Genomic DNA, 22,128 nt, shown 5'->3' with positions numbered 1-22,128 from the left:
ACCGACTCCTTTATCGTCAATATCTAACACTTGCCACAAACAAAGACTTAAGTGGATCAAGATGGGTATATGAGATATCGCAAATAGCGAGCCAAATTTTATTGAATTAAAAAGTGATAATTTTCAGATGGTTATAGAAAACCACTAAAATCATTAAATGAATTGTCATTTCTAGAATCAAAATGACATGGGGACTTAGAAACCAAAAAAGGAGCCAAACAAGGCTCCTTTTTCTCTATTTTTGCACTGTTATGCTTCTAAAACATCTTCACCAGACATTTCTGATATGAGTAGTAGATCAGCTTCATCAAGCTTCATACCTAAAACAGGTAAACCGTGTTGAACTACCCAGCAGCCTAAAAATACGAATACACCTAATGCAAATAAACCTAGTGGTAACATAGCCAAACCTCCTCCATGGTTATCAGACAATGTATCGATAACTAGAAGATGCGACTATTTAAAGAGGGGAAAAGCAAAAGGCCTTTGAAAATACTTAATTCTTTTACGTTTTTGATGGCACTCTTAGCGGGTTGGACGCTAAGCCCTGTGTCTCTCTGCGTTCAGTTTGTTCGTATTCACTCTGGGAGTTTACTCAGTCTCTACACCTTAAAGTTATGTGGGATACCTTTTCAATATAGTTATACCGTACAAACGAAGCAACTATATTTAGTGCTTAATCGTCTGAAGATCACAAATTTTATGCCTTTGAGCGCATAATTATCCCCAAACAGCCTGTAGAACTAAAAAAATGGGGCACAAAGCCCCATTCTTATCCACCTTCACTCTTCCCTATCTAGGTATGATGCTGTTTTGCTTTGTTCTCTTTACCAACATCAAGATAATCAAACACCTTACGTATAAACGGAGCGCCAACCTTTGAGCCACCATTACCATGCTCAATCACCACAGTCGCGACATATTTTGGCTGATCACATGGAGCGAAAGCAGTAAATAAACCATGGTCAAGTAAGTCATAACTCAGCTCTTTGGAGTTGTAGACCTGATCTTTCTTAAGACCAAACACCTGCGCAGTACCTGATTTACCACCACTACAATAACTCGCGCCCTTAAATGCTCGGCGACCAGAGCCACGGCTACCCGAGTTCACTAGGCGCATTGCGTTGATAGCAATATCCCAAGTATCGTCACTTACCCCTTCAATCTGACTCACAGCTTCGACTGCTTTAGCCGCCTCTTGATGAAAAGGCACCCCATGAGGCAAGGTATTACGGAATAGATGAGGAGCAATTACCTCACCATGGTTGACCAATACTGACGTCGCTTTAGCAATTTGCAGCGGCGTTGCGGTCCAATACCCCTGACCAATACCAATCGGAACAGTATCGCCCTTATACCATGGCTGGCGATAACGTGACTCTTTCCACTCTCGTGTCGGCATATTTGCACGCGTTTCTTCAGGGATATCGATACCAGAAAGCCGACCAAAGCCAAACATGTTCATCCAATCGGAAATTCGGTCAATGCCTAACTCATAAGCAATATGATAGAAAAACGAGTCGACCGATTCTTCAATGGCCAAAGTAACATCGACTGGACCATGCCCCCAACGCTTCCAATCTCGCCATACTTTGGTCTGCTTGGTTAGCCCTGGGATGTGCCACGCACCGTGATCGTCACGCACCGTATCGGGCTGGATAATACCCTCGCTTAAGCCAGCAACGGCCATAAAAGGTTTCACCGTCGATGCTGGCGGGTAAACCCCTAGCGTCGCTCGGTTAACTAACGGATGAAATGGGTCATTGAGCAGCTTGCTGTAGGCTTTGCTCGAAATCCCTTCCACAAACAGATTCGGGTCATAGCTCGGACTTGAAACCATGGCAAGGACACTATTATCACGTGGGTCGAGCACAACGGCGCTGCCTTCACGATGATCCAACAGATTGAAGACAAACTTTTGCAACTCGATATCAATGTTAAGCACTAAGTCTTGCCCAGCGACAGGAGGAACATATTCGATGGTACGGATAATACGACCACGGCTGTTTACCTCCACTTCTTGATAGCCTTGTTTACCATGGAGGGTGTGCTCGTAGTACTTTTCGATTCCCAATTTGCCGATGGTTTTGGTCGCACGATAATTTGCCAGCTCGCCATTTTCTTCTAGCTGCTTGAGGTCGCGATCATTGATATGTGCAACATAGCCCAATACATGAGTCAGTATCTCGCCATATGGGTAGTCTCGCTTCATATCAACATCAATGGAAAAGCCCGGAAGCTCATACTGATGAACGGAAAACTTGGCGACCTCTTGCTCCGTGAGGCCATTTTTAACCACTACCGGTTTGAAGCGCTTACCATGAGGCTTTGTCATCTGCTCTATTTGAGAATCAGACAGCTGCATAACTTGTTTAAGCTTAGCGATGGAACCACTTAAGTCTTTCACCTTTTCCGGAATCATCTCAAGTACGTAAACGGGGAAGTTGTTGGCAAGCACCTTACCATTGCGATCGTAGATCAAGCCACGAGTTGGGGCGATCGGCAGCACTTGGATACGGTTGTCGTTCGCTCGGGTGGTGTAGTAATCAACTTGTTTAACTTCTAGTCGATAAAGATTGGCGACCAATACGCCGAGCAAAACCACCATTCCGATAAACGCTGCAACGGCGCGATTTCGAAATAACTTTGCTTCATGATCATGATTGCGCATCTTGTGGTTGAGATGATGATTATTCATAGGTGCTATCAGTAAAGAGTAACGAGCTTTACTTATTTACATTTAGTTACAGTTAGCACGCACGGTAGCAATAACCCGATGCGTCTATGTACGAGCAATGTAAACAAAGTCAGAGAAATCCCATCTAAAACAAAAAGCCCCGAACATCGCTGTTCGGGGCTTAAGTTTTATCTCTTTATCGATTATGCGCCAATCACGCCGCCATCTTCACGAGTAATCGCCATAATGGTTGAACGTGGTTTGCTATCACCACCCGCAGGGAAGTGCGACGGTGCGCCTTTTTCACCCGGGTGCTGCACACCAACAAACATGGTCTTATTATCTGCTGAGAAGGTTAAACCGGTAATCTCACAAGCAACTGGGCCTGTTAGGAAACGGCGAACTTCACCCGTCATCGGGTCGCCACACAGCATTTGGTTATTGCCCTGCCCTGCAAAATCCCCTTTGTTCGAGTAATTCCCGTCAGTTTGAATCCACAAACGACCCGCCTTATCAAAACCAATACCATCTGGGCTGTTAAACATGTTGTCCGCATTGATGTTCTCACTGCCCGCATACAAGTTACCTTTATGCACTTCAGGGTTACCCGCAATTAGGTAAAGGTCCCAGTTAAACTCATCGCTGCTATGATCATCACTCTGTGGTACCCAACGGACAATCTGGCCGTAATGGTTTTCTTTGCGCGGGTTTGGTCCACCAACTGGTTGCCCCTCTTTAACACCACGGTTTTTGTCGTTGGTTAGTGTGCAGAACACATGTTTGTTGTTTGGATGAACTGCAACCCATTCTGGGCGATCCATCGTTGTTGCGCCCACTTGTGTTGCAGCACGACGCGCGAAAATCATCACTTCCGCTTGGTCATTGAAGCCGTTTTCTTTGGTTAAGCCGTTCTGACCATGAGTCAGCTCTAACCATTGGCCTTTGCCTTTTAGCTCTTGGCCATCAAACTCGAACTTAGCGACATACAGCGTGCCTTCTTCTAGCAGATCACGATTCGCTTTGTCGTTACCCGGCTGGTATTTGTTCTTCGACACAAACTTGTAAAGGTGCTCGCCGCGTTCATCATCACCAAGATAAACCACCACATGACCATCGCCATTAACCAGCAATGCTGCATTTTCATGCTTGAAGCGGCCAAGCGCGGTACGCTTAAGTGGTGTTGATGTTGGATCATTTGGATCGATTTCAACAACCCAACCAAAACGATGCGGTTCATTTGGGTGTTTAGCGACATCGAAACGCTCATCGGTGTCATGCCATTGATACTTACTCTTGGCTGCTTTCACGCCGTAACGCTTGTGATCGTCGGAAACGTCAGCACTACCACTGGTACCAAAGTAACCGTTGAAGTTTTCTTCACACGTTAGGTATGTGCCCCAAGGCGTTTGACCGTTGGCACAGTTGTTAAATGTACCGAGTGGCTTCATACCTGATGGATCAAGCTTGGTTTTCATCAAGTCATGACCCGCAGCTGGACCCGTTAACTGCATTGGCGTATTGGCAGTAATACGGCGGTTTAGTTTACCGTTGATATCCAGTTTCCATTGCCCACCAGAGCGAACAATTTCAAATACCGTGACACCGTGAGCAGCTTGCGCTTTAAGTACATCATCAGCCGTCATCGCTTTACCACCATGGTCAAACAATAGCTCGTAGTTGGTGTACTCGTTGTTCACTGCAATAACCGCACGATCTTCACTGATTGGGAACAAACTCATACCATCGGTGTTATCACCAAACTGACGAAGTTGAGCTTTTGAGTCTTGTTTACCACTTGGATCAAATGCTGGCGCACCTGGGAAGATTGGGTCACCCCAAGAAAGTAGCGGTGTCGCCTTGTAGCCTTTCGGGACAATAAACGCGTCTGCCGTTGATGCTGGTACTGCTTCAAAATTGAGTAGTGAACTTTCGCTTGTTGCAGCAAAAGCTTTAGTAATAGGATTTAACGATAAGAATGCACCTGCACTTACCGCTGCTGTACCTGCCAAAAATCGACGACGAGATAATCGAGCATCAATCATTTGACTGAATTCAGAATCTTGATCATCACGCTTATTGTTTGAAACTGGGCACATTGCTGACTCCTTGCTGAGTATTTTTATAAAAATGCGTGCAAATCGTAGAATCGAAAAATGACAAATACGTTAACTTACTGTTTCAGATAGATTAATTATCTACGACAGAAATAATCCACTTACATGTCAGGCTTATTAAACTGCGCTATAGTTCACTTTTTATGCATAAGGAACGGCGTTCACGCAAAAAAATGTGATCAAAACCCTAGATCTTTGCGAAATTGATGGCTACATTGTTCCCTGTTCATGAGGAACTTGATTCACATAAGCTCAAGAAAGAGCAATTTTCTATAAACGTGAGGGATTATCATGAAGAAAATGAGAAAAGCACAATTGCATCGCGTACGCATTCAGTACTGGAAAGAGTCGAACAAAGACGCAAGCAAAAATTCATAATGTGCAATACAACCGTACTAAGCTGGCTTAATCGCCAGCTTTTGTGTTTTTAGAGGCCTAATTTTTAAGCTGCGCAGTTATTTGATGGGAACATTTGCGTTAGCTCATGCAAAACCGCCTGGGTCTGCTTCGAGTAAAGGTGTTTGTCTTTGTAACCGACCAGTTGCACTTGACGCACCTTGCCTGAGATCAGTAACTGACGAATCATGCGGCTCACCACCTGTACATCAAGCGCGCTACCTCTCTCTAGACGAGAAACTGGGTATAAGCTCGGCAAGTCGATATTGACGACGACTTCATCACAATGAGACAAGTAATTGGCGAGCTGGTGCTTAACCTGAAAGCGTTGGCTAAAACTGCACTCTGATAGCGTCATCCAGTCACACCCCAAATCTTCGGCATACTCGAATGTGCGTTCATCTTGCTGCGCTTGGTCTATCCCTAGGCAAAACAGACGACTCTCATTATAGCGTGATAACGCAAAATGAAACGCGCTGCCTTGAACAGGCTCCAATGACGCCTTTAGTTCAAACTGACGTCCAATATGTATGATGCCGAGCTCTTTGTGTTGAGAGTTTAGTAATGGAAGGCTATGCAGCAAGGTTTCGCTGTTGTTGGTCAGCACCACTGGTAAAGCTTCTGAGCCAAAAAAACGACTTAAGTGAAGTTGATATTGGCCTGTAGGACTATTAGATAGATCATAATGGCCACCATTGACCCAACGGTAGCCATCCAAATCAGAAATCCATTCATACATTTCTTCTAAGCTTTGATCGGCCATTTCGAAATCAACTTGTCTCATCGGTTTCAGTTGCTCACTGACACTGAGTAAAACAAGGCGGTGTGACAATACACCAGTGATACTTTGCACTTTATTGCGTCGAAATAGCCCGAACATATCCGTTACCTTTCTGGGGGCAATGCCCTCGCTGCTTGAAGAACGTGCAGAATAATTTTCTGCTGATTCATTTGAACTCGATGCGCAGGAGCCATAACTGAAATAGCGCCAACCAGTTTAGAGCCTTTCATCACAGGGGCACTGATACCCGAAACGCCGGAATCAATCTCTGACGTACTGACGGCATACCCTTGATTACGAATTTGCTCTAGCTCTTTATGCCATTGCTCGATTCGAGACTCTTCACCGAAATAGCGAAGAATTTTTTCGCATCGTGCGGCAGGTAAATACGCCAACATCACTTTTGACGACGCGCCTCTGAGCAGTGGCTGACTTTGACCTTGCACATAGCTGCAACGAAGTGCTTGCATGCTTTCTTTTCGGCTCACACACAAGGCTCGATAGCCGACAGGCACCATATAGGCTGCCATTTCTCCCGTTTGCTTTTGCAAGCGGTTAAGCACTGAATCGACCATATCGAGATCATGTTGGCTCGTCTCATAGCTGCGCATTAACAGCAATGCTGCCGGACCTATGATCAAGGTTTTGTCATTTGGACTTTCCTCAATCAAATTCCACTCTCTCAGTAACTTCAAATGTCGATAAAGACTACTGATTGGCGTACCCAACTGCTCACTTAACTGCTTGGCCGTAACAGGTTCATCATTGACGGCCACTTGCATCAAAAGTTGCAGTACTTTCTCGTTTACTTGCCCGCTATTTTGCTTCATAGAGTTCACACTAATGTTGTATCGCCATATCAAAGTAACGATCAAATTGTATTCTTATGGGATAGGAATTTATAAACATTTTTAATTTACAATTCTTATGTGTTGAGAATTTTAATCAACTTAAGATCTCAATAACCTCTATTTCTTAGCGCTAGATTACACCCAGAGCTGTTCAATAAGCGGCCAGCGAACCAACCTCAAAAGTCTCATCTTTGGCTATTGAATAGCGCCAGTTTCATTGCGACAATTTCTTTCTCCCGCTTCTCTGAAAGGCGTAATATATGACCCATGATCAATTCAATCAGTTCTGCGATTCTCTTGCTGCTACGTCCTATGTCATGCAATGGGGCAACTCTCATGTTTGGAAGGTAGGAGGTAAGGTTTTTGCGATAGGTACAACCCAAGAAGGTGGCAAAGAGGCCTATACCTTTAAGACATCTGATCGCAATTACGACTTTCTCAAAGATAATGACGGTTACCGTCCCGCGCCTTATTTTGCTACCCGCGGTATGAAGTGGATTCAGCAAATCGGAACGGACGGCGAGTTAGCCGATGAACTAAAATACTACCTCACCGAGTCACACAGAATTGTCGCTTTAGGTCTAAGCAAACGAAAGCGTGCAGAATTGGGGCTGGCAGAAGCTGACTAATACAATAAAGGAGCCAACTTAGGCTCCTTTGTGATTGTGTTAAGCTTTTAAGCTCGCGCCATTGGACCCAATAACATCTTGGTACCAGTAGAAGCTCTTTTTACGTTTGCGCTCAAGCGAACCTGTCCCGTCATCATGGCGATCAACGTAGATGTAACCGTAACGCTTACTCATTTCTGCGGTTGAGTTAGCCACTAAGTCAATTGGGCCCCAACTGGTGAATCCCATCAACTCGACGCCATCCAATACCGCCTCTCGCGCTTGAACAAGGTGATCATTGAGGTAAGCAATTCGGTAATCATCAATAATCTCACCATTCTCGTTAACTTCATCACGAGCGCCTAGGCCATTCTCCACGATAAACAAAGGCTTCTGATAACGGTCGTGCAGGAAGTTGAGCAAAATGCGCAAGCCTTTCGGATCAATTAACCAACCCCATTGGCTCTTTTCAAGGTAAGGGTTCGGCACACTATCAACAATGTTCCCGACCTCTTTCTGTTTTGGATCCGCGCTAGCACAGCCGCTAGCGTAGTAGCTGAACGAAATGAAGTCGACACTTGCGCTGGCTAGCTCTTCAACATCTCCGGGTTGCATCTCGATCTCGATGCCGTTTTCGCGGAAATAGCGCAGCATATAGCCTGGGTACTTGCCACGCGTCTGTACATCACCAAAGAACAGCCATTTGTTATTTTCATGCATAGCTGCGATGACATCATCAGGGTTACATGTGTATGGGTAGTTCATCGCCCCTAGCAACATGTTACCAATCTTGGCATCGGGAATAATCTCGTGACATAGCTTCACTGCCTTAGCATTGGCGACCAACTGATGATGAATGGCTTGATAGATTGCTTGTTCGCTCGCTTCCTCTTGCAAACCCACACCAGTAAACGGGGCATGCAAAGACATGTTGATCTCATTGAAAGTCAGCCAAAGTTTGACTTTGTGTTTGTAACGCTCGAAAACCGTTCGTGCATAACGCTCAAAAAAGGTAATTAATTCACGGCTTGCCCAACCGCCATAGTTCTCCACTAATGCATAAGGCATCTCATAGTGAGAAAGCGTCACAAATGGCTGCATATCGTGTTTAGCAAGCTCATCGAAGATTCTATCGTAGTACGCTAGACCTTCTTCATTCGGCTCAAGCTCATCACCATTAGGAAAGATTCGAGTCCAGGCAATGGAAAGACGTAAGCAGTTAAAGCCCATTTCGTTAAACAGTTCAATGTCTTCTGGATAACGATTGTAGAAATCGATGGCGAGATCTTTAATGCCGTCGGTGCGCTCTTCACGCGTTTGATGCGGGCTTAAAATACCATTGGGTAACATATCTGAGGTCGATAGCCCTTTGCCATCTAGAAGAAATGAACCCTCCACTTGGTTGGCTGCGATAGCGCCGCCCCACAGAAAGTTATTTGGAAATGTTTTCATTGTCGATCCCTAAATCAGCTTTGATATCTGTTGCTGATTGTAGATCTGAAACGAGGAACAAATGAGGACCAAACTCCCCACATCTTGTTCCTCGTTTTGATAGGCTAAGCGCTCTAGAAGACGAAGTTAATCATCAAAGTGTATAAGTGCGCATCAGTATCGTCAGGTGTCGACCCTATTGGAGCTGTCACAAAGGGTCCATTGCTTTTCGACACTTCAAAGTATTGCCACTCAGCATTCAATGACAAGTTATCCAGCAAGTCATATCGTGCGCCAATAAGATAACTATCGCTTTCCTTATGCTCACTGTGGTCAAACTCGATACCATAAGTGATGTAAGGTGTTATGCGACCAAAATGATGCTCACCTGTCGCATACAATGAGGAAGATAAATCGTTGATCTGCCCTTCAGCTCGCAACGTAGATTGACCAAACTCATACTTCAGCCCCAAAGACCATAACTCTATATTTTGATCTTTCGTTTCAGTAACAATTTTCGGTATCGTTATTGAACCTCCCGAAGGCAAGCTTTGCACCACATCATACATCGTCAGGGTTTGGTCGTAGTCGGCACTAATGTAGGCAAAGTGCCAACGATACCCATCACCAAACAAGTTAAGGTCAAGCCCCCATAAACGACTCGACTCAAACTTAAATTCGGTTTGCTGGTTATATTGAATTTCATTGGTATCTTTAAAGCCAACAAAGGGGGTAACCATAGCGGTCAAAGAATCAGATACTTCATAGTGCCAACTCGCACTTAAGCCGTTATAGGCCGTAATGCCTAAAGCACTGTCATAAACCTCAGAGGCAGGGCGAGCCGAAGTGTACGCTTGACCGACGTAGTAGTATTCGGAGGCCAAAAATAGTGGCAATCGTAAACGGCCAGCTTTAAATTCAAACGCCTGCCATTCATAGCCCACATAAGCCCATTCCAATTCTGGTTCATCCCAATGATCTTGAGGTCGTTTCACTACCTGAACGGATGCTTTGAAGGCATTGCGGAAGTAATCGAGTTGCAGACCAAAGATGGTGTCACAATCATAGCAACTCTCATCGGTAATGTTTCGATGCACCATCAGTGGCTCTTGATTGTCTGACTTAGCCCATGATGTCGAGCCAAAGCCACTTATCGAAAAATTATCCGTCACTTCGATCGCCCCTAAAGCAGGCCAAGAGAACACGCTAAGCACGGCTAGAACTTTCATCTTATTCATGCGTTATTTCTCCCTACTGACGACATACAAAATGGTGGCATTGTCAGGTAGTTGGTTAAGTGGCGCGTAGCCAATTCGGTGTGACTTTTCGGACATCCAAGCCAAGAGTGATTCAATATCGGCATTCGCTATCTCTTTAGGGGGTCTTGCTTTACCGGAAAACGATAAGCTTGCCCAATGGGCGTTCATCTGTGCGGGGTTCTTACCTAATAAGGCGTGATAAAAGCTGACTCGCTCAGTAGTGTGCTCTGGCCAGTCCGCGAGCTCGACTCGTTTTCCATCCAAACGCTTGGTTTTTCCTCGATATAATTTGCGCGCTTTCGACTGTGACAGCTCTGAAAAAACAGGGTCTATCGAAAAAATCGCTATAGGTAGATTGTCTAGATCTGGATTCGCATTGATGGGTATTGAAAATAGGCTAAGCCCAACAATCATTAAACCAACAATGATTCTGCTGAAGTACACGCTAGAAACACCTCTTCACTGACCGATCTGGCATCACGTTACATTGGCAATTTCGTGGAGTAGCTTTTCCTTCTTCACTGGTTTTGCTACATAGGCATCCATCCCTGATTCGAAACAGCGCTGTATATCGTCGTCAAGTACACTCGCCGTCAGCGCGATAATTGGTGTTTTGGTTAAGCCAAATTGAGTCTCTATCTGGCGAATTTCTCGAGTTGCAGTGAAACCATCCATCACCGGCATCATGCAGTCCATCAAAATCAAATCGTAGTGTTCGTCACTTTGGAATTTGTCGAGTGCTATCTGACCGTTATCTGCAATATCAAATTGATAGCCCGCCTTAGCCAATAGCAAAGAAGCCACTTTTTGGTTCACTCGATTATCTTCCACTATCAAAATTCTGTGGCCCTGTAAGCTTTTGAGGGAATCAGAGAACTTGAAGCTACGTTTAGGTATTACATCACAGGCTTTGACGCCTCTAAGCAGCCTCTGGCCTAACAGTGGTCTAGTGACTAATGAGCGAATTGTGTCCCCAAAATTGTGGCGTTTAGCAAGAAAGTGGCGAACTAAACAGACTTGGAAGCCTTGCTTCTTAGCTTGCTGAAGTTGAGTCTCGCTGACAAATAGGGCGTTCTTTTCACACTCAGCGACCAGCAGAATTGGCTTATCTTGTTGATCAAAGTGGCGCTCAAGACCGTTAAGGTGAGAGAACCTTTCCCCGACTGTTAAACCATAGAAGCGCAGCTCATTTTCGAGTAACTCGGCTAGCCCGTCATCTTTACAGACCACAGAAATAGGAGCGTCAACCTTATCGTCTTCTTTGGTTGGGTAGTGATAAACATCAATTGGCAAAGCCAGAGTGAAATAGAATCGGCTGCCTTCTCCTTTGGTCGACGTCACCTCAATCTTACTGCCCATTAGCTCGACCAATTGTGTACTGATCGCAAGGCCAAGCCCTGTCCCACCGAACTGTCTGGTCGTTGAGTCATCTTCTTGTGAAAAAGGTTCGAAAATCTTCTGCTGTTGCTGCTCATCGATACCGACACCGGTGTCTTGTACTGCAAAGGTCATCTCAATGATGTTTTCACCCACATGCTTACTTGACAGCTGCAGCGACACCACACCGCTACTGGTAAACTTCACCGCATTAGACATAAAGTTCATTAACACCTGTCTTAAGCGGTGGTCATCCACCATAACCCGATAAGGGGTTTCAGAGCTGATCGACACATGAAGATCAATGCCCTTCTCTTTAGCCTGAGGGGCAACAATAGAAGCAATGTCATAAATGGACTCACGCACACAAGTCGAGTGCGGGCTCACCAACAACATTCCTGATTCAATTTTCGAGAAATCGAGCACATCATTGATCAAACTAAGCAGTAGCTGTGAAGAGGTTTCAATCGTATCAACGTAGTCTTTTTGACTTGGGTTAAGATCGGTATCAGAAAGCACCTCTGTAATACCAATAACGCCATTCAAGGGCGTGCGGATCTCATGGGACATATTGGCTAAGAAACTGCTTTTTGCTTTGCAGGCCAGAATCGCTGCATCTTTGGCTTTCTCGGCATCTTCTTTGGCGAGCGTTAAGCGCTCTTGAGCTTGTTGCCTTTCAATCGTTAATCGTTCAACTTCAACAGCAAACTGGTTAAGCTCATCATTGCCTTGAACCGATTTGCTTAGACTTGGTAATGAAGTGGCATCGTCGTGACTTAAAAACTCTAACACCGCCTTTAGGTTAGTGGTGAGGCGCTGAGCAAGCTTGATGGCAAAGACCATGACTAAAATCGTCAGCAAAGAGACTAAACCGAGCGAAATGAGTCGCTGCTTTTCAGCCTGGCTGATTGCACTATCCACCGCAGAGCTTAGTTGTAACTCGATCGTCGAACCCACTTTTTTCAATAAGGTCAACCTAGCAGACAGCGCTGACAGTCCTTGGTTGAGCTCCTCTGCTGAAAGTGTGCTGATAGAGGCTTGATCGGCAAGACGCTGACGAAATTCTTGGCTCTGGCTAAAGGCCTTGTCGCTGAATACTTCCAGCATCATGCTGACTTGCGCCTCATCGGCATTAAGGGTCACAAAGCGCTCTAAATAAAGTTGCTGGTTTTGTACCAAAGCAAGAGTTTGTTCATGAACCTCACTGTCAAACTCCTCGTACTGATTCCATATTTCAATCAGCCCCCTAGTGATACGAGTCTCTTCTGATGACCAAAACATTAGCCATTCTAGTTGCAATAACGCAGACAAATGCTGGGCAACTTCTGGCTTCACTCCTGAGAAACTCACTCGTTCAAGCTTGATGAGCAGTTGCTTATAAACATCTGCACTCCACTCTTCATTATCTAATTCGTCATATACATCGCTATTTCTGCGTCGTTGGGAGCGAGCATCTTTCAACTCAAAAATAAGATTATTTACTGATGTTTCTTGCTCCGTTCCAAATACCGAAGAGGAAAGCACCTGTAGAGACTCTGCTGTTGGAATAACAAGGTAGGAGCCTTCGTCAGCTTGATACAACTGACTACTCTTGGCTAAGAAGTCTACATATTTCTTTGATTTTTCTAGGCTTTCCATCTGTCCAGACAAAAGGTGCACTTGCCAACCGACAAATACCAATAGCAGCAATACTGGCATTGCGACCAGTACAAAAAGCTTATGCCTGACAGAGACATTGCGCGCAAATGAAGCCCTAGCCATATATAACATCCATGTTTTTTTATTATATGAAAAGCGTAGCACAGCATTAAACACTTCGTACGCTCAAAACTGTCTACAATTTGAACAGACCACAAATTAGAGGAATAAATGAAAAACTTATAAGGATTCGCGACCCAGTTAACACCCTTTTGCCCTTGCAATGATTAAGGTTATAACAGGTACTGACAATGAGGACTCGATCATGAGATATACGCACATACTGGTTGCACTTGAACGCACTGATGAAAGTAAGATGCTCATAGACAGGGCATCCTATCTAGCCGAACTTACCAACGCTTACGTCTCTTTTGTGCACATCGACGGCACCCACGGGGAAATTTATCCAGAACTGGTTGATATTCAACTCGATAACGATGAGCACCCACTCGGTGAAAAAACCATCAAAGAGATCCGAGAGTTTGAAGCTTATAGTGAACGACCAATCAAACACATCCTAGTTGGTACCGGAGATTTAGCGGAGAAACTGCAAGAGACGATTGAAACAAACCATATTGACCTGCTTATCTGCGGCCACCACCACGACTTTTGGAGCAAAATCGCATCGTACTCAAAACACCTCGTAGATAAGTCGCCTGTCGACATTTTAGTCGTGCCTATGTAGGGTAAGCGCCCTCACCTCGTCTAGCGGACCCCCTCCGCTAGACTTTCCTACCTTACACTATCGCTTCACTAACTTTATTATGGACATTTTCTTCCATAGTGATTGGAGTATTCTGCTCTGTTTCCTCGCCACGAAAGTCATTAAATTACCTCCATCGACACAAGCTGCACCAAACACGTAGCCAGCGGGATATGTTCTCTGACGATTGAACAACTGAACATAGAACCCTAGTCATCCATCAAATTTAGATAGTTAGGAATCAGCATGACTCACCCAATCATCAAAGACTTAAACACTCGTTACACAGCAAAAAAATACGACACTGAAAAGCGTATCTCTGCTGAAGATATGGATGTGATTAAACAGGCGCTGCGCCTATCAGCTTCTTCAATCAACTCCCAACCATGGAAATTCATTGTTCTTGAGAGCGAAGAAGCAAAACAAAAATTCCATGACACGTTTGCTAACATGCACCAGTTCAACCAACCGCATGCGAAAGAAGCGTCTCATACTGTGCTATTCGCTTACGATCCAAAATTCACTAAAGAGAAATTCGCTAAGCGAGTTGATGCAGAAGTGACATCAGGGCACCTACCAGCGGACATGTATGACACCTTTATGGGCGCTTACGCATTTGCTGAAATGAATACCGATGAAACTGGCTTCAACGGTAACTGGACTAAAGCGCAAACATACATCGCGCTAGGTAACCTAATGCACACACTAGCGCGTTTAGGCATTGATTCAACGCCGATGGAAGGGGTTGATGGCGAACTTATCGGCAAAGCATTCTCTGAAGAGCTAGAAGGCCACGTATGTGAGCTTGCGCTGTCAATTGGCTACCACAAAGATGGCGAAGACTACAATCACGGTTTGCCTAAAGCACGCCTAGCGATGGACGATGTTGTCACTACGCTGTAAGTCACACCATTCAAACAAGCCGAGAAAAACCAATGAGTAAACTTACGATTATTGCCAATATCATTGCCAAACAAGACCAAGTTGAATTGGTCAAAGCTGAGCTGATCAAGCTGATAGATAAGACGCGCGCAGAAGACGGTTGCATTAACTACGACCTTCATCAAGACAACGCTAACCCAGCTCATTTTGTTTTCCATGAGAATTGGGCGTCGCCAGCCGCGCTAGAGGCGCACTTAGCAACGGCGCACATCGCAGATTATATTGCTGCAGTTGAAGGCGCTGTGGAGTCATTCACTCTCAATCAAATGACTCACATTGCTTAGCTAGATTTCAATTCATTGCCTTTAAAGCCCTGCTTGCCCGCAGGGCTTTCTCTTTTTATTAATCACGCTAAAATACCGTTTCAGCATAGTAGGTGGTATGAATAGTCACCTTGAATATCCGAGAAGGTTAAAACATGAAAGTCCGAGATAGTGGCATGCCACAAGAGCAGTATTGGGCAAGTTTTTTTAACGTCGAGCAAGCATTAGATACGTTGATCCCGCAACAAAATCGTAACGGTGATTGGCTAGAAGTTGGCTGCGGATACGGCACATTTAGCCTGCCAGTTGCGACGTGCCTAACTGGCCGATTAACCAGCTTTGATATTGAACCTGATATGGTAGAACGTGTGAATGACCTGGCGAAAAAGCAAGCACTTCCCAACCTATCAGCGACCGTAAGGGATGTTATTCAACTTGGCACCGGACAAGAAGAACAAAGTCACCAAGGGGTAATGATTTACAACCTACTTCATTTAGAAAACCCTGTGGCACTGCTTAAAGAGGCGCACCGCAATCTTGAAGTTGGGGGCTGTCTTTCCGTGATTCATTGGCGCAGTGACATCGAAACGCCTCGTGGCCCTTCCCTTGATATTCGCCCTACACCGGAGCAAATCATTCAATGGATGGAACACGCCGGTTTTCAAAATATTCAAAGCGTCGATATTGAGCAAAGCTGCCCATACCACTACGGCCTATTAGCGTGGCGTTAAAGCCAATCACAGATTGGATCCCATTTAAATCTGCTACAATCACCCGGTTAACATACACCTGAGAGAAAACCATGATTATCTTATCCACCACCTATGGCGACATCGAAATTGAACTGAACATGGAAAAAGCGCCTGTCAGCTCTAAAAACTTTCTCCTCTACTGTCAGGAAGGCTTCTATGAAGGCACTATTTTTCACCGTGTGATTGATGGCTTCATGATTCAAGGTGGCGGTCATACTGAAGATATGACCAAGAAAGAGACTCACGCGCCTATCGCCAATGAAGCGAATCGTGGATTGAAGAACAAAACCGGTACCATTGCATTTGCTCGCACCGATGCGCCGCATTCCGCAACTGCGCAGTTCTTTATCAACTTAGACGACAATGACTTTCTTGATCATACCGCCAAAACCAATAACGGTTGGGGTTACGCCGTATTTGGCAAAGTGACTGCCGGTATGGAAGTGGTCAACAACATCGGTAAAGCGATGACTGGCACGAAAAAACGCCATGATGACGTACCTCTAGACAGCATCAAAATCGAGAAAGTAACCATCGTCGAGTAACATACCTTGAACTGGGAAGTCAGAGCTTTCTTACGAAAATAGCATTGTCTGGCTCAGGATCACTATACTTTGTAAAGAAGAGTAAAGTTAAGGCAGTTATTTATTCTAACCACCCATAATGCTTTTGAGCGAACAAACCAAAAGCTAGGAGGCTAGAATGAAGAAACTCGCGATCGCGTTGCTGGTCCTGTTTGGGCTATCCGCCGGCAGCGCTTATGCCCTAGATGGGTGGGGAGAAAATTGGGATTGGCACACGCATAGTCTTTTCTCCGATCACCATGACTCGTCATCCTCTCATTCGGAGCATAATAGACACGGTGACTGCTGTTAACCTGTATACCAACGGGTTTGTGATTACGCCTTTAAACGAAAAACCCCCAAGCAATCTGCTTGGGGTTTTTTATTTGGAAGCAATAAACCTAATTATAAGCGCGGGCTAAAATGCCATTGCCTTGGCATTGATACACCCCTGAATCATTACTAATAAATACCGACTCCCCAGGTCGCAGCAGTAGCGTCTGTTGCTCGACTTCGATTGATACCTCGCCCTCAACACAAAACAGTATCTCGGCGCTGCGCAGGTACTGCTGCTTGGCGACATCACTTACTGTCACAATATCAAAGCCAAAATCGTCTACGGGAATCGGGTAACTGAGCTTGCCCTCTTTCTCGATTGGCAACAGTTTGATCTTGTCTGGATTGGTCGATTGAAAGCGCGTGTTATCAATTAACTCATCCACATCAATATGCTTAGGCGTTAGCCCTGCACGCAGTACATTGTCTGAGTTGGCCATAATCTCAAGCCCTGTCCCTTGCACATAAGCATGAGGCGTCTCGGCATGAAGAAACATCGCCTCTCCCGGAGCGAGTTCTACCGTATTCAAGAGCAATGGCGACAATAGACCAATATCACTCGGGTAGTGCTTTTTAAACTCTGCCACGTACCCAAACACTTCACGAAGTAGGGCTGTCTTTGGACCTAGCTTTAGCGCTTGTTCTAGATCAGCCAGCACGTTGGCTTTTTTCTGCTCATCAAGTGACATCACCGCAGTAAAAAACTCACGCAGACCAGCACTATTCGGCTTGCTTTCAAGTGCAGTAACTTCCGCCGACAAACTCTCGATACCCGCTTGCTGAAATAAGCTAACAATCTGATTAATAGGGCGAAAGCCATTCATCGCCTTATAAAAGGTCAATGCATAGACGAGCTCTGGCTTATGGTTAGGATCTTTGTAGTTGCGACATGCAGAATCAAGCGCAATACCTTGCTCATTTTCTCGAGCAAAACCCGCCTCGGCTTTGTGCTTACTTGGGTGTACTTGAATTGAGAGGGGTGTCTCGGCCGCGAGTACTTTGAATAGATACGGCAGCTCACCAAAACGTCTTGCCGTATAGTCGCCAAACATGTTTTTGCTGTCTTGGGCTATCACATCCGACAACAACTCCCCTGTTGACGCAACTCGTGAGCAACCGTTCGGGTGGGCGCCCATCCAGATCTCAGCCTGAGGTTGATGCTCAGCATTATCGATACCAAACAGCTTTGAAATCGACTCTTTGCTGCCCCAAGCATAGTTTTGGATTACGTTATTCAGCTTGAACAAAGACATGTCACTCTACTCCCTGATTAATGGCAGTGCGTTGCAAACCAATCGCTTTGATAAGTGCAGTTAATCCTTGCTCAATTTTGGATCGTGGACAGCCAAGATTGAGGCGAAGGTACCCTTTCCCTGTCTCACCATAAACTTCACCAGACATAATCGCGACATCGAATTGTTCGATTAACGCCTGATTAAGCTGTGACATACCGAGATTCAAAGGAGAAAGATCTAACCAAGCCAGGTAAGTTGAATCTGGCACGGTATAACAAAGCTCGGGAAAGGCTTGTTCTAGCACCGCTTTCACATATTCATGATTAGCGTGTACATATTGATTGAGTGCATTGAGCCATGGCTCTCCCTCATTGTAGGCAGCCATCATCGCCAGCACACCTAGAATTGAAGGAGAAGAAAGCCCATCGACTTCTTTCAGCTTATGTAGGTACTTCGCTCTGGCATTTTGACAAGGGATCAACGCATAGGCCCCATTAAGAGCGGGTATGTTGAATGACTTCGACGCCGAAGTAACCAATGCCCAATCAGAGGAGTTGCCAAAGCCGGTATACGGCGTATGTGGCTTGAAGCTAACGTCCATGTGGATCTCATCAGAGATTACCTTAACTCCATGCTTTTCACATAAACGAGCGAGCCTCTCTAGCTCATCTCTGCTCCATACTCTCCCCGTTGGGTTATGAGGGCTACAGAGCAATAGCACTGTATTGTTGCTATCAGCCAGCTTGTGCTCTAAGTCTTGCCAATTGATTTCAAATCGATGCTTCTCTTTGATTAACGGTGAACGAATACACTTTCTTCCCTGCCCCTCAATCATTTTGTCAAAAGCATCATAAGCAGGCGTGTGAAAGATCACCCCTTGCCCCGGAGTTGACCATTGCTCAATCAGTTTTGAGACGATATAGATAACTGAAGGGCCATAAACCAAACATTCTTTATCGATTTCGCAGTCAAAGCGAGCTTGATACCAATAACTGATTGCGCGCTTAAAATCATCATGATTCCAACGGCTGTAACCTAACACTGGGTGCTCTAATCTTTGTTGAAGAGTCCTGATTACCGATTCAGGGGCCGCGAAATCCATATCTGAAATGGTGAATGGCAACAATCCCGGCTTGCCAAATCTATCTTGAACATAATCCCACTGGGTACAGTAAGTACCAATGCGATCAATAGGAGTATCGAAGTCAAAGTTCTGAGTCATATCAATTATCCAAGGAGAGAATTCCCTCAGCACTGGGGGAATTTATAAGTGTGCCGAGGGAGGAGCAAAATATCGAAGTAATGCTTAACTAGCCGACATGATGGACTGCATCTCATTTTTAACGAGGTGCACTTGAGTACCGATCACCACTTGCAGGTTATGCTCATCCAACTTCACCACACCTAAAGCGCCGTGTGCTTTTAGTTTAGCGTCGTCGACCAAGCTCATATCGTTCACTGACATGCGTAGGCGAGTAATACAGTTATCTAGTGCGGTAATATTCTCTTTACCACCTAGCGCTGCTAGCACTGCCGCACCTTTGCCAGACTCATTGATAAATGCCGCTTCGAGCTCTTTATCCACTTCCGCTGTATCAACTTCGCGCCCTGGAGTCTTAAGGTTGAACTTAGTGATAGCAAATTTGAACACCGAGTAGTAAACCGCGAACCAAATACCAGCGACAAGAGGAACTAGGTACCATTTGGTTGCTGTGCCTTGCAGAACACCGAAGACTAAGAAGTCGATGATATTGCCGTCGGTATTACCGATTGTGACATCCAACATACCCATCACCATAAAACCAACACCGGTTAAGATGGCATGGATGAAGTAAAGCACTGGGGCAACAAACAGGAACAAGAATTCTAGAGGCTCAGTAATACCACCCACCACACAAGCAACGACACCTGAGATAAGTAGCGCTTTGATTTTCGAGCGATTTTCAGGTCGAGCACAGTGGTACATAGCTAATGCTGCACCCGGCAGACCGCCAAGGAAAGTTGGCATTTTGCCCTGTGATAAGAAAGCCGTCACTTCTGGGGTAAATGCAGTGGTATCAGGACAAGAAAGCTCTGAGTAGAAAATATTCAGCGCACCAGAGACCGTTTGACCACACACTTCCATCGTACCACCCGCTTCGGTGAAACGAATCAGAGCCACTAAGATATGGTGAAGACCTATAGGCAGTAGTAGTCGCTCACCAGTACCGAATAGCATTGGGCCAAAATCACCAGCTCCTGCAATCGCGTAACCAATACCGTTGATGCCAGCCGCAAAGTAAGGCCACACAAACGGAATGAAGACACCAACCACACCCAATACGATTGCAGAAATGATTGGGACGAAACGTGTACCACCAAAGAAAGCCAATGCATCTGGCATTTTAAATGTGTAATAACGCAGATGAAGCTTAGCCACGATGATACCCACCATCACGGCGCCTAGAATCCCCGTGTCGATAGATTCGATACCGATAATACTTTTCACGCCATACGCTGAACGCTGCGCTTCATCACCGAGTACGCCAGCAACGGTTAAGAAAAAGTTGATTGCTAGGTTGAACGCGGCATATCCAACGAAACCCGCAAAGCCGGCAACGCCTTTCTCTTCACGAGCCAAGCCAAGGGGAATCGCGATAGCAAACATCACCGGAAGATAAATGAAGGCAACCAAGCCAATCTTGGTCATCCACATAAATAGATATTGAAGCAAAGTATTGTCTAAAAGAGGGATCGCTTCTTTGATTGCTGAGCTCGACAATGAGCTGCCGACACCAAGCAAAATACCTGAGAACGCAAGTAGCGCAACAGGCAACATGAACGTCTTGCCGAGGCTTTGCAAGAACTCCCACATGGTCGATTTATTAGTATTAGACATAAAACGTCTCCGGAAATTGAGAACTTGTAGGGCTCATGCACAGCACGATATGTGTGCATGAATTTCTTTATTTATGTGCTCAATATACGCCGATAAAATTTTGATAAAACGTTTTACCAAAATATCTGTGATCAAGTTAAACAAGTTTTCCCATACTTAATGTGGGGCTTTTAAAATCATGTCAATAGGGGTAAAGTTTCCTGATAAAACGTTTTAATCATCTAAAAGTGAAGCTATGTCGTCAAAGAAAGTGACCATTACAGAAGTCGCTAAACACGCTGGAGTCTCTGTCACTACTGTTTCGATGGTACTGGGCAACAAAGGCAGAATATCTCCTGACACCATCGAAAAAGTCACTTCAGCCGTTGAAGAGCTGGGGTACATTCGTAATCGTGCTGCCGCGAACCTACGCTCTAATTCAAGCGAAATCATCGGTTTGATTCTTAAGGACATTAGTGACCCTTATTACGCTGAAGTCGCAGCTGGCTTAAGCGAGGAGATTGAACAACAAGGCTACATGCTGTTTCTTGCGCAAAGTGGTGATAGCCAAGAAAAATTTGAAAAATGTGTTCTAACCATGGCCAGACAAGGCGTGGGAGGGATTGCATTTTGTCCAATCGGAGAAAGCCAGCAGTTCAATGTCGATAACCTAAAAGAGCATAATCTACCGATAGTGTGTATTTCCCGAGCGTCCGTCGATAAACAAATTGATTACGTCGGGCCTGATAATATGTACGCGGCCAAGCTAGCAACAGAACATCTTGTTAAACAAGGGCATAGAAGAATCGCCTATGTCGGCGGAAAAAGCAGTTCTCTGTGTCGAGCAGAGCGCATTGGCGGCTACTGCTCAACATTGATGCAGTTTGGCTTACCCTTTAAGCCTGAATGGGTGGTCGAGTGTGGAAAAAGCCAAGCTTCAGCCGCACAAACTGTTCAACAATTGTTACTTGAGCATCCTCAAATCACCGCGATTTTGTGCCACCATTCCTCTACCGCATTAGGCGCAGTTTACGGTGTAAATCGTGCCGGGCGCTCAATCGGAAAAGATCAGATTATTGGTGAACAAGTTTCAGTGATTGGCTTTGATGATGTTGAAGAGGCAGAACTCACCGAGCCATCGCTCACCTTTATCAACTCCAATGCACGAGAGATGGGAAGACAAGCCGCTAAAAGGTTGATCAACCAACTGAAGCAAGAAGACCCTCAGCCATATAGCTTAATCCTTCCACCCGAGCTAATTGTGCGTGATTCAGCTTAATTCAGA

19 protein-coding genes are annotated in these 22,128 nt (G+C 45.3%); 7 read left to right on the top strand and 12 right to left on the bottom strand.

The features are described from left to right. Window positions 1-249: 249 nt before the first annotated feature. The 5 genes from ELS82_RS26285 to ELS82_RS07695 all read right to left on the bottom strand — a co-directional run bounded on the left by ELS82_RS26285 (window position 250) and on the right by ELS82_RS07695 (window position 6,798). Window positions 250-402 (bottom strand): hypothetical protein, encoded by a 153-nt coding sequence (locus tag ELS82_RS26285; RefSeq protein WP_004412900.1) that lies wholly within the window; start codon window positions 400-402, stop codon window positions 250-252. 394 nt (window positions 403-796) lie between these two features. Further along, window positions 797-2,698: a penicillin-binding protein 2 gene (gene mrdA / locus ELS82_RS07710; RefSeq protein WP_134834981.1), complete on the bottom strand. Its 1,902-nt coding sequence runs from the start codon at window positions 2,696-2,698 to the stop codon at window positions 797-799. A 182-nt stretch (window positions 2,699-2,880) separates the two neighbouring features. Next, window positions 2,881-4,773: a PhoX family protein gene (locus ELS82_RS07705; RefSeq protein WP_134834980.1), complete on the bottom strand. Its 1,893-nt coding sequence runs from the start codon at window positions 4,771-4,773 to the stop codon at window positions 2,881-2,883. A gap of 460 nt (window positions 4,774-5,233) precedes the next feature. After that, window positions 5,234-6,067, bottom strand: coding sequence for an arginase family protein (locus ELS82_RS07700; RefSeq protein ID WP_134834979.1), 834 nt, complete (start codon window positions 6,065-6,067; stop codon window positions 5,234-5,236). 5 nt (window positions 6,068-6,072) lie between these two features. After that, on the bottom strand, window positions 6,073-6,798 hold the full coding sequence (locus ELS82_RS07695) for an IclR family transcriptional regulator (RefSeq protein ID WP_004416491.1): 726 nt from the start codon (window positions 6,796-6,798) through the stop codon (window positions 6,073-6,075). A gap of 281 nt (window positions 6,799-7,079) precedes the next feature. On the opposite strand from ELS82_RS07695, the gene ELS82_RS07690 reads away from it, so the two are divergent. Further along, the gene (locus tag ELS82_RS07690; RefSeq protein WP_134834978.1) at window positions 7,080-7,448 is read left to right on the top strand and encodes an MmcQ/YjbR family DNA-binding protein; all 369 of its coding nucleotides are present in this window, start codon (window positions 7,080-7,082) and stop codon (window positions 7,446-7,448) included. Between the two features lie 39 nt (window positions 7,449-7,487). Here ELS82_RS07690 and ELS82_RS07685 read toward each other — a convergent pair whose 3' ends face one another. From ELS82_RS07685 to ELS82_RS07670, 4 genes are all read right to left on the bottom strand, one after another. Next, window positions 7,488-8,879 carry a glycoside hydrolase family 1 protein gene (locus tag ELS82_RS07685; RefSeq protein ID WP_134834977.1) on the bottom strand — a complete coding sequence of 464 codons (1,392 nt, stop codon included), beginning with the start codon at window positions 8,877-8,879 and terminating at the stop codon, window positions 7,488-7,490. Between the two features lie 113 nt (window positions 8,880-8,992). Further along, a complete protein-coding gene (locus ELS82_RS07680) occupies window positions 8,993-10,096 on the bottom strand; it encodes a porin (RefSeq protein ID WP_134834976.1) in 1,104 nt (367 codons plus the stop codon). A gap of 3 nt (window positions 10,097-10,099) precedes the next feature. Further along, complete coding sequence (locus tag ELS82_RS07675; RefSeq protein ID WP_134834975.1) at window positions 10,100-10,561, bottom strand: hypothetical protein; 462 nt, start codon at window positions 10,559-10,561, stop codon at window positions 10,100-10,102. A gap of 33 nt (window positions 10,562-10,594) precedes the next feature. Further along, window positions 10,595-13,255, bottom strand: a complete 2,661-nt coding sequence (locus ELS82_RS07670; RefSeq protein ID WP_134834974.1) for a hybrid sensor histidine kinase/response regulator — start codon at window positions 13,253-13,255, stop codon at window positions 10,595-10,597. A 202-nt stretch (window positions 13,256-13,457) separates the two neighbouring features. On the opposite strand from ELS82_RS07670, the gene ELS82_RS07665 reads away from it, so the two are divergent. The 5 genes from ELS82_RS07665 (at window position 13,458) to ELS82_RS07645 (ending at window position 16,397) form a co-directional block, all read left to right on the top strand. After that, a complete protein-coding gene (locus ELS82_RS07665; RefSeq protein ID WP_134834973.1) occupies window positions 13,458-13,877 on the top strand; it encodes a universal stress protein in 420 nt (139 codons plus the stop codon). 264 nt (window positions 13,878-14,141) lie between these two features. Then, the gene (locus ELS82_RS07660; RefSeq protein ID WP_134834972.1) at window positions 14,142-14,798 is read left to right on the top strand and encodes an NAD(P)H-dependent oxidoreductase; all 657 of its coding nucleotides are present in this window, start codon (window positions 14,142-14,144) and stop codon (window positions 14,796-14,798) included. 32 nt (window positions 14,799-14,830) lie between these two features. Next, window positions 14,831-15,121, top strand: coding sequence for a putative quinol monooxygenase (locus tag ELS82_RS07655; protein ID WP_134834971.1), 291 nt, complete (start codon window positions 14,831-14,833; stop codon window positions 15,119-15,121). A 134-nt stretch (window positions 15,122-15,255) separates the two neighbouring features. Next, window positions 15,256-15,831 (top strand): class I SAM-dependent methyltransferase, encoded by a 576-nt coding sequence (locus tag ELS82_RS07650; RefSeq protein ID WP_134834970.1) that lies wholly within the window; start codon window positions 15,256-15,258, stop codon window positions 15,829-15,831. Window positions 15,832-15,902: 71 nt separating this feature from the next. Continuing rightward, complete coding sequence (locus tag ELS82_RS07645) at window positions 15,903-16,397, top strand: peptidylprolyl isomerase (protein WP_134834969.1); 495 nt, start codon at window positions 15,903-15,905, stop codon at window positions 16,395-16,397. Window positions 16,398-16,816: 419 nt separating this feature from the next. On the opposite strand, the gene manA is transcribed toward ELS82_RS07645, so the two are convergent. The 3 genes from manA to malX all read right to left on the bottom strand — a co-directional run bounded on the left by manA (window position 16,817) and on the right by malX (window position 20,864). Continuing rightward, entirely contained in the window at window positions 16,817-18,004 is a 1,188-nt protein-coding gene (manA, locus tag ELS82_RS07640) for a mannose-6-phosphate isomerase, class I (RefSeq protein ID WP_134834968.1), read from the bottom strand. Window position 18,005: 1 nt separating this feature from the next. Further along, window positions 18,006-19,208 carry a MalY/PatB family protein gene (locus ELS82_RS07635; RefSeq protein ID WP_134834967.1) on the bottom strand — a complete coding sequence of 401 codons (1,203 nt, stop codon included), beginning with the start codon at window positions 19,206-19,208 and terminating at the stop codon, window positions 18,006-18,008. A gap of 84 nt (window positions 19,209-19,292) precedes the next feature. Further along, window positions 19,293-20,864: a maltose/glucose-specific PTS transporter subunit IIBC gene (malX, locus tag ELS82_RS07630; protein WP_134834966.1), complete on the bottom strand. Its 1,572-nt coding sequence runs from the start codon at window positions 20,862-20,864 to the stop codon at window positions 19,293-19,295. A 235-nt stretch (window positions 20,865-21,099) separates the two neighbouring features. Here malX and malI point away from each other — a divergent pair, with 235 nt between their 5' ends. Next, the gene (gene malI, locus ELS82_RS07625; protein ID WP_134834965.1) at window positions 21,100-22,122 is read left to right on the top strand and encodes a Mal regulon transcriptional regulator MalI; all 1,023 of its coding nucleotides are present in this window, start codon (window positions 21,100-21,102) and stop codon (window positions 22,120-22,122) included. Window positions 22,123-22,128: the final 6 nt, after the last annotated feature.

The sequence above is a fragment of the Vibrio ouci genome, assembly GCF_004551525.1.
GTDB classification, from domain to species: Bacteria; Pseudomonadota; Gammaproteobacteria; order Enterobacterales; family Vibrionaceae; genus Vibrio; species Vibrio ouci.
The sequence above is the reverse complement of the archived record's forward strand: the minus strand, read 5'-3'. Positions and strand labels throughout refer to the sequence as shown.

Bases quoted from the DNA above. Each gene is read 5' to 3' on its own strand.
- ELS82_RS26285 (WP_004412900.1), bottom strand. From the start codon at position 402: ATGTTACCACTAGGTTTATTTGCATTAGGTGTATTCGTATTTTTAGGC.
- mrdA (WP_134834981.1), bottom strand. From the start codon at position 2,698: ATGAATAATCATCATCTCAACCACAAGATGCGCAATCATGATCATGAA.
- ELS82_RS07705 (WP_134834980.1), bottom strand. From the start codon at position 4,773: ATGTGCCCAGTTTCAAACAATAAGCGTGATGATCAAGATTCTGAATTC.
- ELS82_RS07700 (WP_134834979.1), bottom strand. From the start codon at position 6,067: ATGTTCGGGCTATTTCGACGCAATAAAGTGCAAAGTATCACTGGTGTA.
- ELS82_RS07695 (WP_004416491.1), bottom strand. From the start codon at position 6,798: ATGAAGCAAAATAGCGGGCAAGTAAACGAGAAAGTACTGCAACTTTTG.
- ELS82_RS07690 (WP_134834978.1), top strand. From the start codon at position 7,080: ATGACCCATGATCAATTCAATCAGTTCTGCGATTCTCTTGCTGCTACG.
- ELS82_RS07685 (WP_134834977.1), bottom strand. From the start codon at position 8,879: ATGAAAACATTTCCAAATAACTTTCTGTGGGGCGGCGCTATCGCAGCC.
- ELS82_RS07680 (WP_134834976.1), bottom strand. From the start codon at position 10,096: ATGAATAAGATGAAAGTTCTAGCCGTGCTTAGCGTGTTCTCTTGGCCT.
- ELS82_RS07670 (WP_134834974.1), bottom strand. From the start codon at position 13,255: ATGGCTAGGGCTTCATTTGCGCGCAATGTCTCTGTCAGGCATAAGCTT.
- ELS82_RS07665 (WP_134834973.1), top strand. From the start codon at position 13,458: ATGAGATATACGCACATACTGGTTGCACTTGAACGCACTGATGAAAGT.
- ELS82_RS07660 (WP_134834972.1), top strand. From the start codon at position 14,142: ATGACTCACCCAATCATCAAAGACTTAAACACTCGTTACACAGCAAAA.
- ELS82_RS07655 (WP_134834971.1), top strand. From the start codon at position 14,831: ATGAGTAAACTTACGATTATTGCCAATATCATTGCCAAACAAGACCAA.
- ELS82_RS07650 (WP_134834970.1), top strand. From the start codon at position 15,256: ATGAAAGTCCGAGATAGTGGCATGCCACAAGAGCAGTATTGGGCAAGT.
- ELS82_RS07645 (WP_134834969.1), top strand. From the start codon at position 15,903: ATGATTATCTTATCCACCACCTATGGCGACATCGAAATTGAACTGAAC.
- manA (WP_134834968.1), bottom strand. From the start codon at position 18,004: ATGTCTTTGTTCAAGCTGAATAACGTAATCCAAAACTATGCTTGGGGC.
- ELS82_RS07635 (WP_134834967.1), bottom strand. From the start codon at position 19,208: ATGACTCAGAACTTTGACTTCGATACTCCTATTGATCGCATTGGTACT.
- malX (WP_134834966.1), bottom strand. From the start codon at position 20,864: ATGTCTAATACTAATAAATCGACCATGTGGGAGTTCTTGCAAAGCCTC.
- malI (WP_134834965.1), top strand. From the start codon at position 21,100: ATGTCGTCAAAGAAAGTGACCATTACAGAAGTCGCTAAACACGCTGGA.